The 17,181-nt window shown below is 68.9% G+C and carries 13 protein-coding genes and 1 pseudogene; 9 read left to right on the forward strand and 5 right to left on the reverse strand.

Going from position 1 to position 17,181, the window contains the following annotated elements:
• Nucleotide 1 precedes the first annotated feature (1 nt).
• The 3 genes from WS70_RS09720 to WS70_RS09730 form a co-directional block, all read right to left on the reverse strand.
• Nucleotides 2-1,279, reverse strand: coding sequence for an MFS transporter (locus tag WS70_RS09720; RefSeq protein ID WP_059471623.1), 1,278 nt, complete (start codon nucleotides 1,277-1,279; stop codon nucleotides 2-4).
• An 84-nt stretch (nucleotides 1,280-1,363) separates the two neighbouring features.
• The gene (locus WS70_RS09725) at nucleotides 1,364-2,353 is read right to left on the reverse strand and encodes a sugar kinase (RefSeq protein WP_059471624.1); all 990 of its coding nucleotides are present in this window, start codon (nucleotides 2,351-2,353) and stop codon (nucleotides 1,364-1,366) included.
• A gap of 82 nt (nucleotides 2,354-2,435) precedes the next feature.
• Nucleotides 2,436-3,200: a TIM barrel protein gene (locus WS70_RS09730; RefSeq protein WP_059471625.1), complete on the reverse strand. Its 765-nt coding sequence runs from the start codon at nucleotides 3,198-3,200 to the stop codon at nucleotides 2,436-2,438.
• A 281-nt stretch (nucleotides 3,201-3,481) separates the two neighbouring features.
• On the opposite strand from WS70_RS09730, the gene WS70_RS09735 reads away from it, so the two are divergent.
• Complete coding sequence (locus WS70_RS09735) at nucleotides 3,482-3,820, forward strand: SdpI family protein (RefSeq protein ID WP_059471626.1); 339 nt, start codon at nucleotides 3,482-3,484, stop codon at nucleotides 3,818-3,820.
• Between the two features lie 16 nt (nucleotides 3,821-3,836).
• Here the strand turns inward: WS70_RS09735 and WS70_RS09740 are convergent, their stop codons facing one another.
• Nucleotides 3,837-4,739 carry a LysR family transcriptional regulator gene (locus WS70_RS09740; protein ID WP_059471627.1) on the reverse strand — a complete coding sequence of 301 codons (903 nt, stop codon included), beginning with the start codon at nucleotides 4,737-4,739 and terminating at the stop codon, nucleotides 3,837-3,839.
• A 114-nt stretch (nucleotides 4,740-4,853) separates the two neighbouring features.
• On the opposite strand from WS70_RS09740, the gene WS70_RS09745 reads away from it, so the two are divergent.
• Together WS70_RS09745 and WS70_RS09750 are read left to right on the forward strand one after the other, a co-directional pair.
• Nucleotides 4,854-5,921: a YeiH family protein gene (locus WS70_RS09745; RefSeq protein ID WP_059471628.1), complete on the forward strand. Its 1,068-nt coding sequence runs from the start codon at nucleotides 4,854-4,856 to the stop codon at nucleotides 5,919-5,921.
• Nucleotides 5,922-6,021: 100 nt separating this feature from the next.
• Nucleotides 6,022-7,761: a ClcB-like voltage-gated chloride channel protein gene (locus tag WS70_RS09750; RefSeq protein WP_059471629.1), complete on the forward strand. Its 1,740-nt coding sequence runs from the start codon at nucleotides 6,022-6,024 to the stop codon at nucleotides 7,759-7,761.
• 190 nt (nucleotides 7,762-7,951) lie between these two features.
• On the opposite strand, the gene WS70_RS09755 is transcribed toward WS70_RS09750, so the two are convergent.
• Nucleotides 7,952-8,572: a TetR/AcrR family transcriptional regulator gene (locus WS70_RS09755; protein WP_059471630.1), complete on the reverse strand. Its 621-nt coding sequence runs from the start codon at nucleotides 8,570-8,572 to the stop codon at nucleotides 7,952-7,954.
• Nucleotides 8,573-8,765: 193 nt separating this feature from the next.
• Between WS70_RS09755 and WS70_RS09760 the strand changes: the two genes are divergently transcribed.
• From WS70_RS09760 to WS70_RS09785, 6 genes and pseudogenes are all read left to right on the forward strand, one after another.
• Nucleotides 8,766-9,881, forward strand: a complete 1,116-nt coding sequence (locus tag WS70_RS09760; RefSeq protein WP_059471631.1) for an efflux RND transporter periplasmic adaptor subunit — start codon at nucleotides 8,766-8,768, stop codon at nucleotides 9,879-9,881.
• Nucleotides 9,878-13,036 (forward strand): efflux RND transporter permease subunit, encoded by a 3,159-nt coding sequence (locus tag WS70_RS09765; protein ID WP_059598670.1) that lies wholly within the window; start codon nucleotides 9,878-9,880, stop codon nucleotides 13,034-13,036. Before WS70_RS09760 ends, WS70_RS09765 begins: the two co-directional genes overlap by 4 nt.
• A gap of 2 nt (nucleotides 13,037-13,038) precedes the next feature.
• Nucleotides 13,039-14,832: an efflux transporter outer membrane subunit gene (locus tag WS70_RS09770; protein ID WP_059598669.1), complete on the forward strand. Its 1,794-nt coding sequence runs from the start codon at nucleotides 13,039-13,041 to the stop codon at nucleotides 14,830-14,832.
• A gap of 13 nt (nucleotides 14,833-14,845) precedes the next feature.
• A pseudogene (locus WS70_RS09775) lies at nucleotides 14,846-15,184 on the forward strand (MerR family transcriptional regulator); the annotation flags it as partial.
• A 61-nt stretch (nucleotides 15,185-15,245) separates the two neighbouring features.
• Entirely contained in the window at nucleotides 15,246-15,602 is a 357-nt protein-coding gene (locus WS70_RS09780) for a beta-eliminating lyase-related protein (RefSeq protein ID WP_059598667.1), read from the forward strand.
• A gap of 316 nt (nucleotides 15,603-15,918) precedes the next feature.
• On the forward strand, nucleotides 15,919-17,136 hold the full coding sequence (locus tag WS70_RS09785) for an MDR family MFS transporter (RefSeq protein WP_059471670.1): 1,218 nt from the start codon (nucleotides 15,919-15,921) through the stop codon (nucleotides 17,134-17,136).
• Nucleotides 17,137-17,181 lie beyond the last annotated feature (45 nt).

The following is a 17,181-nucleotide window of genomic DNA, read 5'->3' on the forward strand; positions in this document are numbered from 1 at the left end:
TTCATTTTCCTTGCAACGGATGAGCGAGCGGCGGCGTCTCGCCCGCCTGCTTCACGGACAGCGTGAGCACGACGGCCGCGACGAGCGCGGCGCTCATGAAAGCATAGGACGCGACGGGCGAGCCCGTCGCGCCGTTCAGATAGCCGACGACGTACGAGCCGACAAACGAGCCGAGCGCGCCCATGCTGTTGATGAGCGCCATCGCGCCGCCCGCGACGTTCTTCGGCAACAGCTCCGGCACGATCGCGAAGAACGGCCCGTACGGCGCATACATCGCCGCGCCCGCGATGACGAGGAGTGCGTACGATATCCAGAAGTGCGTCGAGCCGAGCGCGTACGACGCGGCGAACGCGGCCGCGCCGATCAGCAGGAACGGCCACACGAAGCCCTTGCGCGAGCCGAGCTTGTCGGACGCCCACGATGCGGCGAGCATCGCGATCGTCGCCGCGAGATACGGCAGCGCGGAGAGCCACCCCGTTTCGACCATGCCGAGCGCCGAGCCGTTCTTCACGATCGACGGCAGCCACAGCACGAAGCCGTACACGCCGATGCTCCAGCAGAAGTACTGCGCGCACAGTTTGACGACGGCGGGCGAGCGAAACGCCTCGCGATAGTTGCGCACCGGCTTGAGCGCCGCCTGCTCGGCGGCGAGCGCGGCGTCGAGATCGCGCTTTTCCTGATCGGTGAGCCACTTCGCCTGCGCGGGCTTGTCCTGCACGAGGAACCACCAGCAGACGGCCCACACGACGGCGGGCAGCCCTTCGGCGATGAACATGTGCCGCCAGCCGAATTCGTGGACGAGGTAGCCCGACACAACCGACATCCACAGCACCGTGACCGGATTGCCGAGGATCAGGAACGTGTTCGCGCGCGAGCGCTCGCGCTTCGTGAACCAGTTGCTGATGAAGACCAGCATCGCGGGCATCACCGCAGCCTCGACGACGCCGAGCAGGAAGCGGATCGCCATCAGCGACGGGATGTTGCTGACGACGCCCGTGAGCGCCGCGCAGCCGCCCCACAGCACGAGGCTCCAGAACACGAGCGTCTTCACGCTGCGCCGCTCCGCATAGATCGCGCCCGGGATCTGGAAGAAGAAGTAGCCGAGGAAGAACAGCGCGCCGATCAGCGACGACAGCCCCTTGCTGATGCCGAGATCCTGGTTGATCCCGGCCGCGGCGGCGAAGCCGTAGTTCGCGCGGTCGAGATACGCGAGGCTGTACGTGATGAAGACGATCGGCATGATCGTCCACCAGCGGCGAAGCGCGAGCGTTGCGGGCATGATGTGAGTCTCCTGTTTCGAGCGGCGCCGTATGAAACGCGCGGTTCGCCGCGATTGTGCCCGTCCTGCGTCGGGACGGGCGGCTTATCGGGCGAGCGGCGCCTCTAGCCGATCCGGCGCATTGCTCAGGTTTTCGATTCGATCGAGCTGCTCGCGCGTCGGCAATCCTTCCGAATCGCCGATCACCTGGATCGCGAGCGCGCCGATCCGGTTGCCGCGCGCGACCGCGTCTTCGATCGCGCGGCCTTCGAGCAGCGCGCTCACGACGCCGACCGCGAAGCCGTCGCCCGCGCCGACCGTGTCGACGACGTGTTCGACGCGCTCGGCCGCGACCGTCCCCTCGCGCCCGTCGGCCGTGCGGAAATACGCGCCCGCCGCGCCGAGCTTGATCACCACGCCGCGCGCGCCCCGCTCGAGGTAGAAGCGCGCGATCTCGGCGGGCGTGTCGAGCCCTGTCAACTGCCGTCCTTCGGCGAGCCCCGGCAGCACCCAGTCCGCATGCTCGGCGAGCGCGTTCAGCGTGCGCGCCATCGCTTCCGGCGACGGCCACAGCGTCGGCCGCAGGTTCGGATCGAATGATACCGTCTTGCCCGCCGCGCGCATCGCGCGCGCGAGGTGGAACGCGAGCTCGCGCGACGATTCGGACAGCGCGGGCGCGACGCCCGTCAGGTGCAGGTGCCGCGCGCCGAGCACGTAGTCGGACGCGTAGTCGTCGAGCGACAGTCGGCTCGCGGCCGAGCCCTTGCGGAAATATTCGACTGCGGGATCCGCACCGCCGGTCGCGCGCGACTTCAGCTGGAAGCCCGTCGGATAGCGCGCATCGACCGTCACGCACGACGCGTCGACGCGCTCGCGCGCGAGCGTGTCGAGCACGTAGCGGCCGAACGAATCGGCGCCGACGCGGCTGATCCAGCCGACGCGAAAGCTGAGGCGCGCGAGGCCGATCGCGACGTTCAGATCGGCGCCCGCGATACGCTTCGTGAATTGCGTCGCGCTGTCGAGCGGACCGGGCTCGGCCGCGACGAACATCGCCATCGCTTCGCCATAGGTGACGACGTCGAGCGGGGCTGGCATGGGTTGGCTTACTCCTTCGGTCAGCGGCCCGGAGCCGGCGCAAGCGCAAAGCTTGGCCGAGCCGGGCACGAGTGGGTGGGTTTCATGCGGCCTTCAGCCACGCGACGCGCGTCGTCGCATCGTCGGCCACGCGCGCCGCGTCGAGCGGAAATTCGATTCCGCGCGGCGCCATGCGCGGCAGCAGCGCGAGCGCGTCGTCGCAGAAGCGGTCGTGCGGCGGCGGCGCGATCGCGAAGCGGCGTGCGCCCTCGCCGCCGACCGCCTTGCAATGGATGTATGCGACGTGTTCCGCCAGCGCGCGCGCGGCGGCGAGCGGCGCTTCGCCCGCCCATAGCCAGTTGCCGATGTCGAACGTCATGCCGATGAGCGCCGGGAACGCTTCGTCGCGCAGCGCGGCGAACAGCGACGTGAACTGCGCGAGCGCGCCGCCCTGCCGCATCTGGCCGTTCTCGACGAGCACGCGGGCACGCGCGCCAAGCGTCGCGGCGGCGATCTCGGCCGCGTGCGCGTGCGCGGCGAAACCGCCCAGCTGGAATTTGACGAAGCGCGCGCCGAGCGCGTCGGCTTCCGCGAGCGTCGCGGCGAGCGCGTCGCGGTTCAGGCCGCCGTCGTCCGCGTAGAGCGTCGCGGGCGTCGAGTACACCGACCACAGCCCGGCCGCGGCGAGCGCGCAGCCAAGCTGCGCGAGCGCGGGCGTCGCCGCGTCGTCGTCCGACGCGAACAGCTCGCGCCGCACCTCGAAACCCGCCGCGCCGGCGTCCGCCGCCGCGGCGACGAATGCGCGATGGCCCGCGCGGCGCACCGCGTCCGCGCCGAAGGCGCTCGCGACGATCACGATGTCGACCATGCTTTGCTCGTCTCTCCTCTGCGATCGGATGTTGTCGGAACTGCTTGGAACCGGTTCCATTCGCCAATGGACGAATAGTGCGCCGAGCGTTCGAAGCGAACCATAGAGGAAATCCCTAGGCACGGCCTCCGGTGAACCCGCAGCGTTGACGCACGCGAACTAAGCGCCGCCGGTGCACAATAGCCGATGGCATATCGCCGGGATGCGGACGAAAACCGATTGTTCTGCGCCAGCGGACGTCCCTGGCGGTTCGTCCCGCCCATCCCACAGGAGCAAACGGCATGCTCGTCCCGTACCTGCTTGCGAGCGCACTCTTCTTTCTCCTCGCCGTCCCGCTCGCGGCGAAGCGGATCGGCCCCAACCGCTTCTACGGCGTCAGGACGCGCGCGACGCTGCGGGACGCCGCGCTCTGGTATCGCCGCAACTGGATCTTCGGCCTCGCGCTGATGCTCACGAGCACCGTATTCATCATCGTCATCGGGTATTGCCGCCTGCGCGGCGCGCGCGTGCCGAACGCCGTGCTGCTGGCTGCGTTCGTCGCCGAAATCGCCATACCAGCCGGCCTCTGCTTCATTTCACCCGGGCCGCCGGGCGACCACCCCGACCGCGGCCGTCGTTAACCGGCCGCCGCCCGCATCAAGCCGGATCGGCCTGCGCGACGCACAGCTCGAGAAAGCGCGCGGCGACGCGCGACGGCGTCGCGCCGTGCGGCACGAGGATCGAGAAATGGCGCGTGAGCGGCTCGGGCGCGATCGACACCATCGCGAGCGCCGCGTCGTCGTGCCGGAGCGACATCGCGGACACGAAGCCGATGCCCATTCCTGCACGCACCGCCTCCTTCACCGCCTCGACGCCCGCGATCTCGAACGCGACCGTGAGCGGCGTCGCCGCGCGTGCGAACGCGCGCTCGACGAGCTGCCGCACGCCCGAGCCCGCTTCGCGCAGCACGAGCGGATACGCGGCGAGCTCGTCGAGCGTCGCACGCGGACGGCCTCGCGCTCGACGCACGGCGAGCGGATGCAACGCCGGCACGATCGCGACGATCTCGTCCTCGCGCCACTCGTGAACGGTCGTGCCGGCCGGCAGCGCGTCTCCGGGCGGGCCTTCGACGAGCGCGATATCGAGCGACGCGAGCGACGCGACGACGTCCGACGTGTTGCCGCTCATCGTCTGGATCGCGACGTCGGGCGCGAGCGGGTGAAACGCGGCGAGCAGGTACGGCAGCAGGTAGCTCGCCGGCGTCGTGCTCGCGCCGATCCGCAGCGTGCCGCGCTCGAGCCCGCGCACCGCGTCGCGATACGCGCGCGCCTGCGCGTACGCGTCGCGCAGTTGCGCCGCATGCCGTGCGAGCGCCTCGCCGACCGGCGTGAGACGCACGCCGCGCCCGTCGCGCTGGTACAGCGGCTCGCCGAACTCGTCCTGTAGCTGGCGCAGCTGGCCGGACACCGCCGGCTGCGACAAATGGAGCGCGAGCGCCGCGCGGCTGATGTTCCGGCGCTCGGCGACTACGGCAAACGTTATCAGTTGATCAGGGGTCATCACTCTAAAATATCGGATTTTTGGATATTTTACGTTACAAATGACGATTTTTCATATCGATATAACCAAATTAGGATTAGGCCCGTTGTCACGGAAAACGAATCGAACGACGCCATGTCCACGCTCACCTCCCCCCAACTCAGCGCCGCCGCACCGTCGATGCGCGGACGGCTCAACGGCATCCTGTTCGTCGGCCTCTTCGCGCTCGCCGTCACGAGCGTCGCGCAGATGCCCGCGATCGCGCATTTCGGCTTGAGCCCGCTCATCGTCGGAATCGTCGCGGGCGCGCTGTACGGCAACCTGCTGCGCGACGGGATGCCCGCGAGCTGGGCGGCCGGCGTCGACTTCTCGGCGCGCAAGCTGCTGCGGATCGCCGTGGCGTTCTTCGGATTGCGCGTGAGCCTGCAGGAAATCGCGCAAGTCGGCCTGCCGGGGCTCACGGTATCGGCGCTCGTCGTCGTGAGCACGCTCGCCGTCGGCACCTGGGCCGGCATCAAGCTGATGAAGCTCGATCGCGACGCCGCGCTCCTGACCGCCGCCGGCAGCGCGATCTGCGGCGCGGCCGCCGTGCTCGCGTTCGAATCGACGCTGCGCTCGAAGCCGCACCAGAGCGCGATGGCGGTCGGCAGCGTCGTGCTGTTCGGCACGCTGTCGATGTTCGCGTACCCGCTCGCCTACCGCGCCGGCTGGCTGCACCTCGACGCGACGGGCCTCGGCCTCTTCTTCGGCGGCACGATTCACGAGGTCGCGCAGGTGGTCGGCGCGGCGAGCGACGTCGGCCCGGAAGTCACGCGCGTCGCGACGATCGTCAAGATGACCCGCGTGATGCTGCTCGTCCCGGTGCTGCTCGTGCTGGGCGCGTGGCTCGCCCGCTCGGCGCGCCGGTCGGCGGCCGGTCACGGCGCGCCGCGCAAGCTCGCGGTGCCGTGGTTCGCGCTCGGCTTCCTCGGCTTCGTCATCGTGAATTCGCTGCAAATGCTCCCCGCCGCCGCGATCGGCACGCTCAACGCGCTCGACACGTTCGCGCTGACGATGGCGATGACGGCGCTCGGCATCGAGACGCGGATGTCGCAGATCCGCGCGGCCGGCCCCCGTGCGCTCGCGACGGGCCTCATTCTGTACGCATGGCTAACCTTCGGCGGCTATGCGATCGTCTGGGCGACGGAGCGCTGGCTTGGCTGAACGGCCGTCCTCGTCTTCGCACCGCCGCGCCGCGTCCGCCCCGCGCACGCGGCGCGATGCTATTCTTCCGCTCGATTTCATCCGCAGAACCACTTCCGTCGTGCTCTCGTTCCTGCTCAAGCTGCGCACCCGCGCACAAACGCTGTTTCGCCTGTCCGACGCGCACACGATGCTCGTCTGGTCAGTGATCGTCGGCATCGGCGGCGCGCTCGCGACGGTCGCGTTCCGCGAAGGGATCGAGCTGATCCAGCGCGCAGTTTCCGGCACGAGCGGCAGCTTCACCGAAATGGCGAAGCGCCTGCCTTGGCAGATCCGCTTCTGGCTGCCGGCCGCGGGCGGCTTCCTCGCGGGCTGCGTGCTGCTCGTCGCGCAGCGCGGCGCGCGCAAGGAAAGCAAGACCGACTACATGGAAGCCGTCGCGCTTGGCGACGGCATCGTGCCGGTGCGACAGAGCCTGTGGCGCAGCGCGTCGTCGCTGCTCACGATCGGCAGCGGCGGCTCGATCGGCCGCGAAGGGCCGATGGTGCAACTGGCCGCGCTCGCCGCGTCGCTCGTCGGCCGCTTCGCGCACTTCGATCCGCCGCGGCTGCGCCTCCTCGTCGCATGCGGCGCGGCAGCGGGGATCACGTCCGCGTACAACGCGCCGATCGCGGGCGCGTTCTTCGTCTGCGAGATCGTGCTCGGCTCGATCGCGATGGAGAGCTTCGGGCCCGTCGTCGTCGCGTCGGTCGTCGCGAACATCGTGATGCGCGAGTTCGCCGGCTACAAGCCGCCTTACGAGATGCCGGTGTTTCCGGCCGTCGCCGGCTGGGAAGTGCTGCTCTTCGTCGCGCTGGGCCTGATTTGCGGCGCGGCCGCGCCGCAGTTCCTGCGCCTCCTCGATCTGTCGAAGACGCAATTCAAGCGCCTGCCCGTGCCGCTGCCGGTGCGGCTCGCGCTGGGCGGCCTCTTCGTCGGCGTGATCTCGGTGTGGGTGCCCGACGTCTGGGGCAACGGCTACAGCGTCGTCAACGCGATCCTGCATTCGCCGTGGACCTGGCAGGCGCTCGTCGCGGTACTCGTCTTCAAGCTGATCGCGACCGCGGCGACGGCAGGCTCCGGCGCGGTCGGCGGGATCTTCACGCCGACGCTCTTCGTCGGGGCGGTGGTCGGCTCGCTGTTCGGCATCGCGCTGCATGCGCTGATGCCCGGGCACGTGTCCGCGTGGTACGCGTACGCGATGGTCGGCATGGGCGCGTTTCTCGCGGGCGCAACGCAGGCGCCGTTGATGGCGATCCTGATGATCTTCGAGATGACGTTGAGCTACCAGGTCGTGCTGCCGCTGATGATGTCGTGCGTCGTCGCGTACTTCGCGGCGCGCGCGATCGGCAAGACGTCGATGTACGAGATCACGCTGCGCCGGCATCGCGACGACGAGGCGCGGATGCGCCTGCGCACCGCGCAGATGCGCGACCTGATCCAGCCCGCCGCGACCGTCGTGCCGCTCACGGCGAGCGTCGCGGACATGACGCGCGTGTTCCTCGAATATCCGGTCAAGTATCTGTACGTGACTGACGACGCCGGGCGCTTCCGCGGCGCGGTCGCGCTGAAGGACATCACGTCCGATCTGCTCGAGAAGCGCGACACGACGCACAAGCGTGCGGCGAACTACCTGCACACGCCGTTTCCGCTGCTCACGCCGGACATGCCGATCGGCGCCGCGCTCGAGCACTTCATGCAGTTCCAGGGCGAGCGGCTGCCCGTCGTCGAGCGCGAGGACGATCCGACGCTCGCGGGCGTCGTCTACAAGACGTCGCTCCTCGACGCGTATCGTCGGATGAACATGGATCTCGAGCGCTGATCGCTCGCGGGCAGCGGGCGTTCGAACGCCCGCTGAGCCGGCTGCCGGCGCGCGGCTTGGCGCGCCCCGGGATCGCGCGGAAATCGACTGAAAAAACGGCTGAAACAAGCGAAGAAGCGCGGCGGCGAATCGAGACACCGGCGCGAAACGCCCGCGCGAGGAACGACGACGGAACGCCGCGCCGCCTTCGTCAGTCCGGCGCGCGCCCGAGCACGACCCGTGCGAAGAAGCCGGCGAGCACCTCCTGCGCGGTATCGCCCGTCACGTGCCGCGGGTCGGCCGCATGGTACGACTGTACGCCGTCGCACAAGCTCATCAGCCCGAGCGCGAGCACGTCGGCGGGCAACAGCAGCGGCGTGCCCACGCGCTCGGCGAACGTCAGGATGTAATGCGCGAAGCGATCGCGCTTTTCCTTCACGAATTCGTTGAAACGCGCGCGGAACTTCGCGTCGCGCGTCGCCTGCAGCTTCGCCTCGCCCCACAGCAGAAACGCCTGGCTGTTGCGGAAGAACTGGCTGTAGTACTCGAGCGCGTGCGCCTCCATCTGGTCGCGCGTGCCGCCGCTCTCGAAGATCTTCTGCAGATCGGACTCCGCTTCTTCGTGATCGCGCCTGAGCAGCTCGAGCAGCAGTTCGGCCTTGCCGCGGAAGTTCGAATAGAACGCGCCGCGCGTGTAGCCCGCCGCTGACGCGATGTCCTCGACGCTCGTCGCCACGTAGCCCTTCTTCGTGAAAGTCGTGTGCGCAGCGTTGAGCAGACGCTCGCGCGTCAAGTCCTTGCTCTGTTCTCGGGTCAGGCGGGTCGGTCTCATGGCCGGGAAGTCTAGCATCTTCTCGCGAATCGAAACACCTTTGCATCCAGATACAACCCTGTATTAGAATTCAGCGAAGTCTTTGTAAGCAAAAGTCAGCAACGCGCGCGCCGATTGTTTTGCCGCGTGCGACGCCGGGCAAGCGCATCCGGCTTGCCGGCTTTTTCCGTTTTCTCCTGTCCGAGGGGTCACCGTGAATCGTTCCGGTTCTCGCGCCGCGCTGATGATCGGCGTTGCGCTCATCGTTGCTGCCTGCCACCGCAAGGAAGCCGCGCCGCCCGCGCCGCGCCCCGTGGTCGCCGTGCCGGCCCAGGCGGACGGCGTCGCCGCCGCCGTGTCGCTGCCCGGCGAGATCCAGTCGCGCTACGCGACGCCGCTATCGTTCCGGATCGCCGGCAAGATCGTCGAGCGCAAGGTGCGCCTCGGCGACACCGTGAAGAAGGGGCAGGTCGTTGCGCTGCTCGACACGTCCGACGTCGCGAAGAACGCAGCGAGCGCGCAGGCGCAGCTCGACGCCGCGGCGCATTCGCTGACCTTCGCGCAGCAGCAGGTCCTCCGCGACCGCGCGCAGGCGCGCGAGAACCTGATCGCGCCCGCGCAGCTCGAGCAGACCGAGAACGCGTATGCGTCGGCGCGCGCGCAGCGCGACCAGGCCGCCCAGCAGCTCGCGCTCGCGAAGAACCAGTTGCAATACGCGACGCTCGTGGCCGATCACGCGGGCTACATCACCGCCGAGCAGGCCGACACCGGGCAGAACGTGTCCGCCGGCCAGCCGGTCTATCAGCTCGCGTGGTCAGGCGACGTGGACGTCGTCACCGACGCGCCGGAAAGCGAGCTGCCGCGCCTCATTCCGGGCCATGCAGCGCGCGTCACGCTGCCGGCGCTGCCCGGCCGCACGTTCGACGCGCGCGTGCGCGAGATCGCGCCCGCCGCCGATCCGCAGAGCCGCACGTACCGCGTGAAACTCACGCTCGCGCAGCCCGATCCAGCGGTGCGGCTCGGGATGACCGCGAACGTCGCGTTCTCGTCCGACGCGTCGGGCAACGCGAGCGCGCAGACGCGCTTCACGCTGCCGTCGACGGCCCTCTTCCACGCGGGCGACGCGCCCGCGCTGTGGGTCGTGCGCAAGCAGGACGACACGCTCGAGCTGCGGCGCGTCGACATCGTCCGCTACAACGAGCGCACAGTGACCGTGTCGGGCGGAATCCAGCCGGGCGAGCGCGTCGTGCTGCAAGGCGTGCACACGGTGAGCGCGGGCGAGAAGGTGCGCGCGGTGCGGCCGCTTCATCCCGAGGACGTCGCGTCATGACGGCGGGCCGACAAGAAGGCGGACGCTTCAACCTGTCCGCATGGGCGCTGCGCCATCAGGCGCTCGTCGTCTACCTGATCGCGCTCGCGACGATCGCGGGCATCCTCGCGTACACGCGTCTCGCCCAGTCGGAAGATCCGCCGTTCACGTTCCGCGTGATGGTGATTCGCACGTTCTGGCCCGGCGCGACCGCGCGCCAGGTGCAGGAGCAGGTCACCGACCGGATCGGCCGCAAGCTGCAGGAGACGCCCGCGATCGACTATCTGCGCAGCTACTCGCGCCCCGGCGAATCGCTGATCTTCTTCGCGATGAAGGATTCGGCGCCCGTCAAGGACGTGTCGGAAACGTGGTATCAGGTGCGCAAGAAGGTCGGCGACATCTCGATGACGCTGCCGCCCGGCGTCCAGGGGCCGTTCTTCAACGACGAATTCGGCGACGTCTACACGAACATCTACACGCTCGAGGGCGACGGCTTCTCGCCCGCGCAGCTGCACGACTACGCGGACCAGTTGCGCGTCGTGCTGCTGCGCGTGCCGGGCATCGCGAAGGTCGACTACTTCGGCGATCCCGATCAGCGAATCTTCGTCGAGATCGACAACACGCGCCTCGCGCGGCTCGGGATCTCGCCGCAGCAGATCGCGCAGGCGATCAACGCGCAGAACGACGTGTCGTCGCCGGGCGTGCTGACGGCCGCGCACGACCGCGTGTTCATCCGCCCGAGCGGCCAGTACGAGAGCGTCGGCGCGATCGCCGACACGCTGATCCGCATCAACGGCCGCACGTTCCGCCTGGGCGACCTCGCGACGATCAAGCGCGGCTACGATGATCCGCCCGCCACGCAGATGCGCGCGAACGGCCGCGCCGTGCTCGGCATCGGCGTCACGATGCAGCCGGGCAGCGACGTGATCCGGCTCGGCAAGGCGCTCGATGCGAAGTCGAAGGAATTGCAGGCGCAGTTGCCCGCGGGTCTCAAGCTGAACGAAGTGTCGAGCATGCCGCACGCGGTGTCGCATTCGGTCGACGATTTCCTCGAGGCGGTCGCCGAGGCGGTCGCGATCGTGCTGATCGTGAGCCTCGTGTCGCTCGGCCTGCGCACCGGGATGATCGTCGTGATCTCGATCCCGGTCGTGCTCGCCGTCACCGCGCTCTTCATGTACCTGTTCGACATCGGGCTGCACAAGGTGTCGCTCGGCACGCTCGTACTCGCGCTCGGCCTGCTCGTCGACGATGCGATCATCGCGGTCGAGATGATGGCCGTGAAGCTCGAGCAGGGCTTCAGCCGCGCGCGCGCCGCCGCGTTCGCCTATACGAGCACCGCGTTCCCGATGTTGACGGGCACGCTCGTCACCGTGTCCGGCTTCCTGCCGATCGCGCTCGCGAAATCGAGCACCGGCGAATACACGCGGTCGATCTTCGAGGTGTCCGCGATCGCGCTGATCGCGTCGTGGTTCGCGGCCGTCGTGCTGATTCCCCTCCTCGGCTATCACATGCTGCCCGAGCGCAAGCATCCGCCGAAGGACGCGGCGGCGGGCGGCACGCCGCCTGCCGCCGCCGCGCACGGCCGCGACCATGAGCACGACATCTACGACACGCGCTTCTACGCGCGGCTGCGCGTGTGGATCAACTGGTGCATCAAGCGGCGCTTCATCGTGCTCGCGATCACGGGCGCGCTGTTCGTCGTCGCGCTCGCGGGCTTCTCGCTCGTGCCGCAGCAGTTCTTCCCGAGCTCCGACCGCCCCGAGCTGCTCGTCGATCTGCGGCTGCCCGAAGGCGCATCGTTCGACGCGACGCTCAAGCAGGCGCAGCGCCTCGAGAAGCTGATCGAAAAACGGCCCGAAATCGACCATTCGGTGAACTTCGTCGGCTCCGGCGCGCCGCGTTTCTATCTGCCGCTCGACCAACAGCTGCAGTTGCCGAACTTCGCGCAGTTCGTGATCACCGCGAAGTCGGTCGAGGATCGCGAAAAGCTCTCCGCGTGGCTCGCGCCGATGCTGCGCGACCAGTTCCCGGCGGTGCGCACGCGGATCTCGCGGCTCGAGAACGGTCCGCCCGTCGGCTATCCGGTGCAGTTCCGCGTGAGCGGCGACAGCATCGTGACCGTGCGCTCGATCGCGGAAAAGGTCGCGGCGACGATGCGCGCCGACTCGCGCGCGGTCAACGTCCAGTTCGACTGGGACGAGCCCGCCGAGCGCTCGGTGCGCTTCGAGCTCGACCAGCACAAGGCGCGCGAGCTGAACGTCACGTCGCAGGACGTCGCGGGCTTCCTCGCGATGACGCTGTCCGGCACGACGGTCACGCAGTACCGCGAGCGCGACAAGCTGATCGCGGTCGATCTGCGCGCGCCGCGCGCGCAGCGCGTCGATCCGGCGAATCTCGCGAACCTCGCGATGCCGACGCCGAACGGTCCGGTGCCGCTCGGCTCGCTCGGGCGCTTCCACAACACGCTCGAATACGGCGTCGTCTGGGAGCGCGACCGCCAGCCGACGATCACCGTGCAGTCCGACGTGGCGGCGGGCGCGCAAGGGATCGACGTCACGCACGCGATCGACACGAAGCTGAACGAATTGCGCGGGCAGTTGCCCGTCGGCTACCGGATCGAGATCGGCGGCTCCGTCGAGGAAAGCGCGAAGGGGCAGACGTCGATCAACGCGCAGATGCCGCTGATGGTGATCGCCGTGCTGACGCTGCTGATGATCCAGTTGCAGAGCTTCTCGCGCGTGTTGATGGTCGTGCTGACCGCGCCGCTCGGAATGATCGGCGTCGTCGGCACGCTGCTGTTGTTCGGCAAGCCGTTCGGCTTCGTCGCGATGCTCGGCGTGATCGCGATGTTCGGGATCATCATGCGCAACTCGGTGATCCTCGTCGACCAGATCGAGCAGGACATCGCCGCCGGCCACGGCCGCTTCGACGCGATCGTCGGCGCGACGGTACGGCGGTTCCGGCCGATCACGCTGACGGCCGCGGCCGCCGTGCTCGCGCTGATTCCGCTGTTGCGCTCGAACTTCTTCGGCCCGATGGCGACCGCGCTGATGGGCGGCATCACGAGCGCGACCGTGCTGACGCTCTTCTTCCTGCCGGCGCTCTACGCCGCGTGGTTCCGCGTGAAGCCGGACGAGCGCGACCCGGAGCCGCCCGTCACGCCCACGGGAGCCTGACCATGCGCGTTTCGATCCAATCGTTCCCGGCCCGCGCCGCGCGGTGCGCGACGGCCGCGGCCGCCGTCGCCGCGCTGGCCGGTTCGCTCGCCGGCTGCTCGTTGTTCGCGCCGAGCGACGCGCCGCCCGCAATGCCGTTGCCCGCACATTACGGCGCGACGCCGCTTCCCGAGCGCACCGCCGCGGCGCAGGGCGTCGCGCAGCGCTTCGACGTCGGCGCGCAGCCGGTGCCCGACTGGTGGAAGCAGTACCGGTCGCCCGCGCTCGATTCGCTCGTCGACGAAGGCTTGCGCAACAGCCCGACGCTCGCCGCCGCCGAGAAAAACCTGACTGCCGCGCGCGAGCAGTTGCGCGCGCAGATCGGCAGCTCGCTGCTGCCGTCGATCGACGCGGGCGGCCAGGCGACGCGCGAGCGTGCGCTCGGCGTGCCGACGTTCGGACCGCAGACCGTGCTCTACAACGTGTTCGCGGGCCAGTTGCAGGCGAGCTACACGCTCGACCTGTTCGGCGCCGCGCGCTTCGCGAACCGCGCGCTGTCCAGGCGCGTCGACGTGACCGCATACCAGCTCGAATCCGCGCGACGCGCGCTCGCCGCGAACATCGTGACGGCCGCCGTCACGTCGGCCGCGCTCGCCGAGCAGGTCTCGACGACCGAACGGCTCGTCGTGCTCGCGCGCGAGCAGGCGAACGACACGGCCGCGCGCTACCGGCTCGGCGCCGCGTCGCATGCGGACATGCTGGACGCGCAGCAAAGCGCGGCGGCGCTCGAAGCGAGCCTGCCCGCGCTGCGCCAGCAATGGCAGTCGACGCGCCACGCGCTCGCCGTGCTGCTCGGCCGCACGCCCGATCAGGCGAGCGCCGGTCTCGCGCTCGCCGACCTGCATCTGCCCGAGGACGTGCCCGTCGTCGTGCCGTCGACGCTGCTCGAAGCGCGGCCCGACATCCGCGCCGCCGAAGCCGGATTGCAGGCGGCCGCAGCCGAGGTCGGCGTCGCGACCGCGCAGTTGTTCCCGCAACTGTCGCTGTCGGCGTCGATGGGCCATGCGGGCTTCAACTGGCCTGCGATGCTGTCGGGCGCGGGCGCGATCTGGAGCGTCGGCGCGTCGCTCACGCAGCCGCTCTTCCACGGCGGCGCGCTGCTCGCGCAGCGCCGCGCGGCGCGCGCGACCTACGACGCGGCCGTCGACCAGTACAAGCAGACCGTGCTCGCCGCGTTCCAGGACGTCGCCGACAGGCTCGCCGCGCTCGACAACGACGCGAGCGCGCTCGATGCATCGAACCGCTCGGCCGTCGCCGCGCGCGGCGCGTTCGACGACACCGCGGCGCGCGTGCGGCTCGGCGCGCTGCCGCCGTCGGCCGCGCGCGCGAGCGAGCAGCGGTACCGCAACGCGCGGCTCGACGAGATTCGCGCGACGGGCACGCGGCTCGTCGATACCGCTCGGCTTTATCAGGCGATGGGCACACCGAAGGACGGCGGAAAGGATGCAAAGCGCGCGAGCGGCGCGGACGATGCGCGGGATGTCGGTGACGCGAAGCGCATGCACGACGCTGGCGGCACGGGCATGCCCGGCGTTGCTGGCACAGCCGATGCTGCTGCGGATGCGGCTCGCGCCGTGGGCACCCGTGTCGGAACTGCTGCTGCGACGAACGTTGCCAACGTTGCGAACGATACAAACGATGCGAACGCACCACGTGGGATTGCCGCAAACGGCCCGACGAACATGACGAGCACGGCAAGTTCGACGAATGCGCGCGACACGGCAGGCACGCGAGGCCCAGCGAACTCGCCAAACTAGGCCGGCGCATTGAATACGCCGAGCGTTTTCGGAGACGAAGATGCGGATCTGCGAACGCTGCCAGTCGCCGGACGAAGCCCGCTTCATGCGCGCGAACTCCGGCAAGTACGCGATGGAATGACCGCAGTTGGTGGCTGCTGCGCGCGACGCGATCGATGCGGGCGTGTCGCCCGCCTCACCGGACGAGCACGCGCTCGCGCAGCGCTGGCTCGAGCTGTTCAGGAGCTACGCGGGCGACGATCCGGCAACGCAGTTGAAATTCCGGCAAGCGCTGATGACGGGCACGTGGGCCGACGAGACGCCGCTCGGCTTCGTCCGCGAAGTGATGCGGCATCTGACGCAGCCGCACTGACGGACGGCGCGGCGAAATCCCGCTCGACGCGCTGCGCGACGCCGACGACACGCAGTGCGCGATGCCCGGCATCGTTGCGATCGAAACGCCTCACGTGCGAACGGGCAGCGCGCCGCTGTCGCTCGACTATCTGCGCGCGTTGCGCGCATTTTGCGACGCCCACCGCCTTCCGCTCCATATCGACAGCGCGCGCGTGTTCAGTGCCGCGATCGCGCTCGGCGTCGACGTGACGCGCATCGCCGTATCCGGCGATACGCTGCAATTCTGCCTATCGAAGAGTCTCGCAGCGCCGGCGGGTTCGATCGTCGTATCCGGCCTCGACACGATTGCGCGCGTGCGCCGCTGGCGCACGCTGCTCGGCGGCGGGATGCGTCAGATCGGCCCGTCGCCGCCGGGGAAGTCGCGCTGCGCACGATGATCGAGCGCCTCGCCGACGATCACGCGCACGCGCGGCGTGCGAATGGCGGAACTGGGCCATGCAACATACGCGCCGTGACGCACTGCCGCCATTCGGCGGACGACATCGACAGCACGCTCGCGATCGTGCGCGACGTCCTGTCTGGCGCAAGCTGACGCTTTGCCGACACCGAGCTTACGCGGCAACAAAAACGCTGAGTACAATACCGGACCTGCATGCCGGACCTGTGACACGGCGTCGATGCGCGTTCGCGCGCCGGCTCATGCGGCGCATCGCGCGATGCGCGCCGCTTCGAACGGTTCTCGATGAGACATACATGAGTCAAGAAAAGGCAAGACACCCGCTCCTCGTCTGGCTGCTGATCGTAGGCACCGGCTTCGTCGTGATGGCACGCGCGATGAGCCTGCCGTTTCTCGCCATCTATCTGCACCAGCGGATGGGACTCGACGCGGCGTCGATCGGCCTGCTGCTCGGCACGGGCGCGCTCGTCGGCACATTCGGCGGCCTGTTTGGCGGCCATCTGTCCGATGTGCTCGGCCGGCGCAAGGTGCTGATCGGCTGTCTGCTCGTATCGAGTCTGTCGTTCGCCGCGCTTCATTTCGCGGCAGACGCGTGGCAAGTCTTCGTCGTCAACCTCTTCATCAATCTCGCGAGCTCGTTCTACGAACCGGTCTCGAAGGCGACCATCAGCGACAATCTTCCGCCCGAGCAGCGACTTCGCGCATTTGCACGACGCTATGTGGCGATCAACGTCGGTTTCGCGATCGGGCCGTTGCTCGGCGCGTCGCTCGGCCTGCTCGACAAATCGCCCGTGTTCCTCATCACGGGGGCGGTATACCTGTTGTTCTCGATCGCGATCTACGCGATCACGGCCCGGCTCGTGTTCTGCCGCCCGCCGCATGAAGCGACGGCGTCCGACCTTCCGCTCACCGCGAAGCTGCGCATCATCGGCACCGACCGGCGCCTCATTCTCTTCACCGCGGGCAGCATGCTCGCGATCGCCGTGCACGGCGAAATGTCGGTCACGTTTTCGCAATACCTGATCGGCGCGTTCGACGACGGACTCAAGATGTTCGCCTGGCTGATGAGCACGAACGCGATCACGGTCGTCTTGAGCCAGCCGTTCCTGAATCGCGTCGGCGAACGGCGCGGCCCCTTCACGTCGTTGACACTCGGCGCGATTCTGCTCGCGATCGGCGCGGCCGGCTTCGCGAATTCGCCGAACATGACCGCGCTCGTCGTGTCGATGGTCGTCTTCACGTGGGGCGAAGTGCTGCTGATCCCGTCGGAATACGCCGTCCTCGACAGCATCACGCCCGAGCCGATGCGCGGCATTTATTACGGCGCGCATTCGCTCAGCAACGTCGGCAATCTGCTCGGCCCATGGCTCGGCGGCCTCGCGCTGCTGCACTACGGCGGCGCCGCGATGTTCTACGCCATGGGCTTCGTCGCGCTGCTGAGTCTGTTCGCGTTCGTCGTCGGCTCGCAGATCAAGCCTGCCCCGGACGGACGGCTCGAAGTCCAAAACCGCTGACGGGTTTCGCCTGCCGACGCATCGCGACCGCAAGCGAATACTCGC

The sequence above is a fragment of the Burkholderia mayonis genome, assembly GCF_001523745.2.
Classification (GTDB): domain Bacteria; phylum Pseudomonadota; class Gammaproteobacteria; order Burkholderiales; family Burkholderiaceae; genus Burkholderia; species Burkholderia mayonis.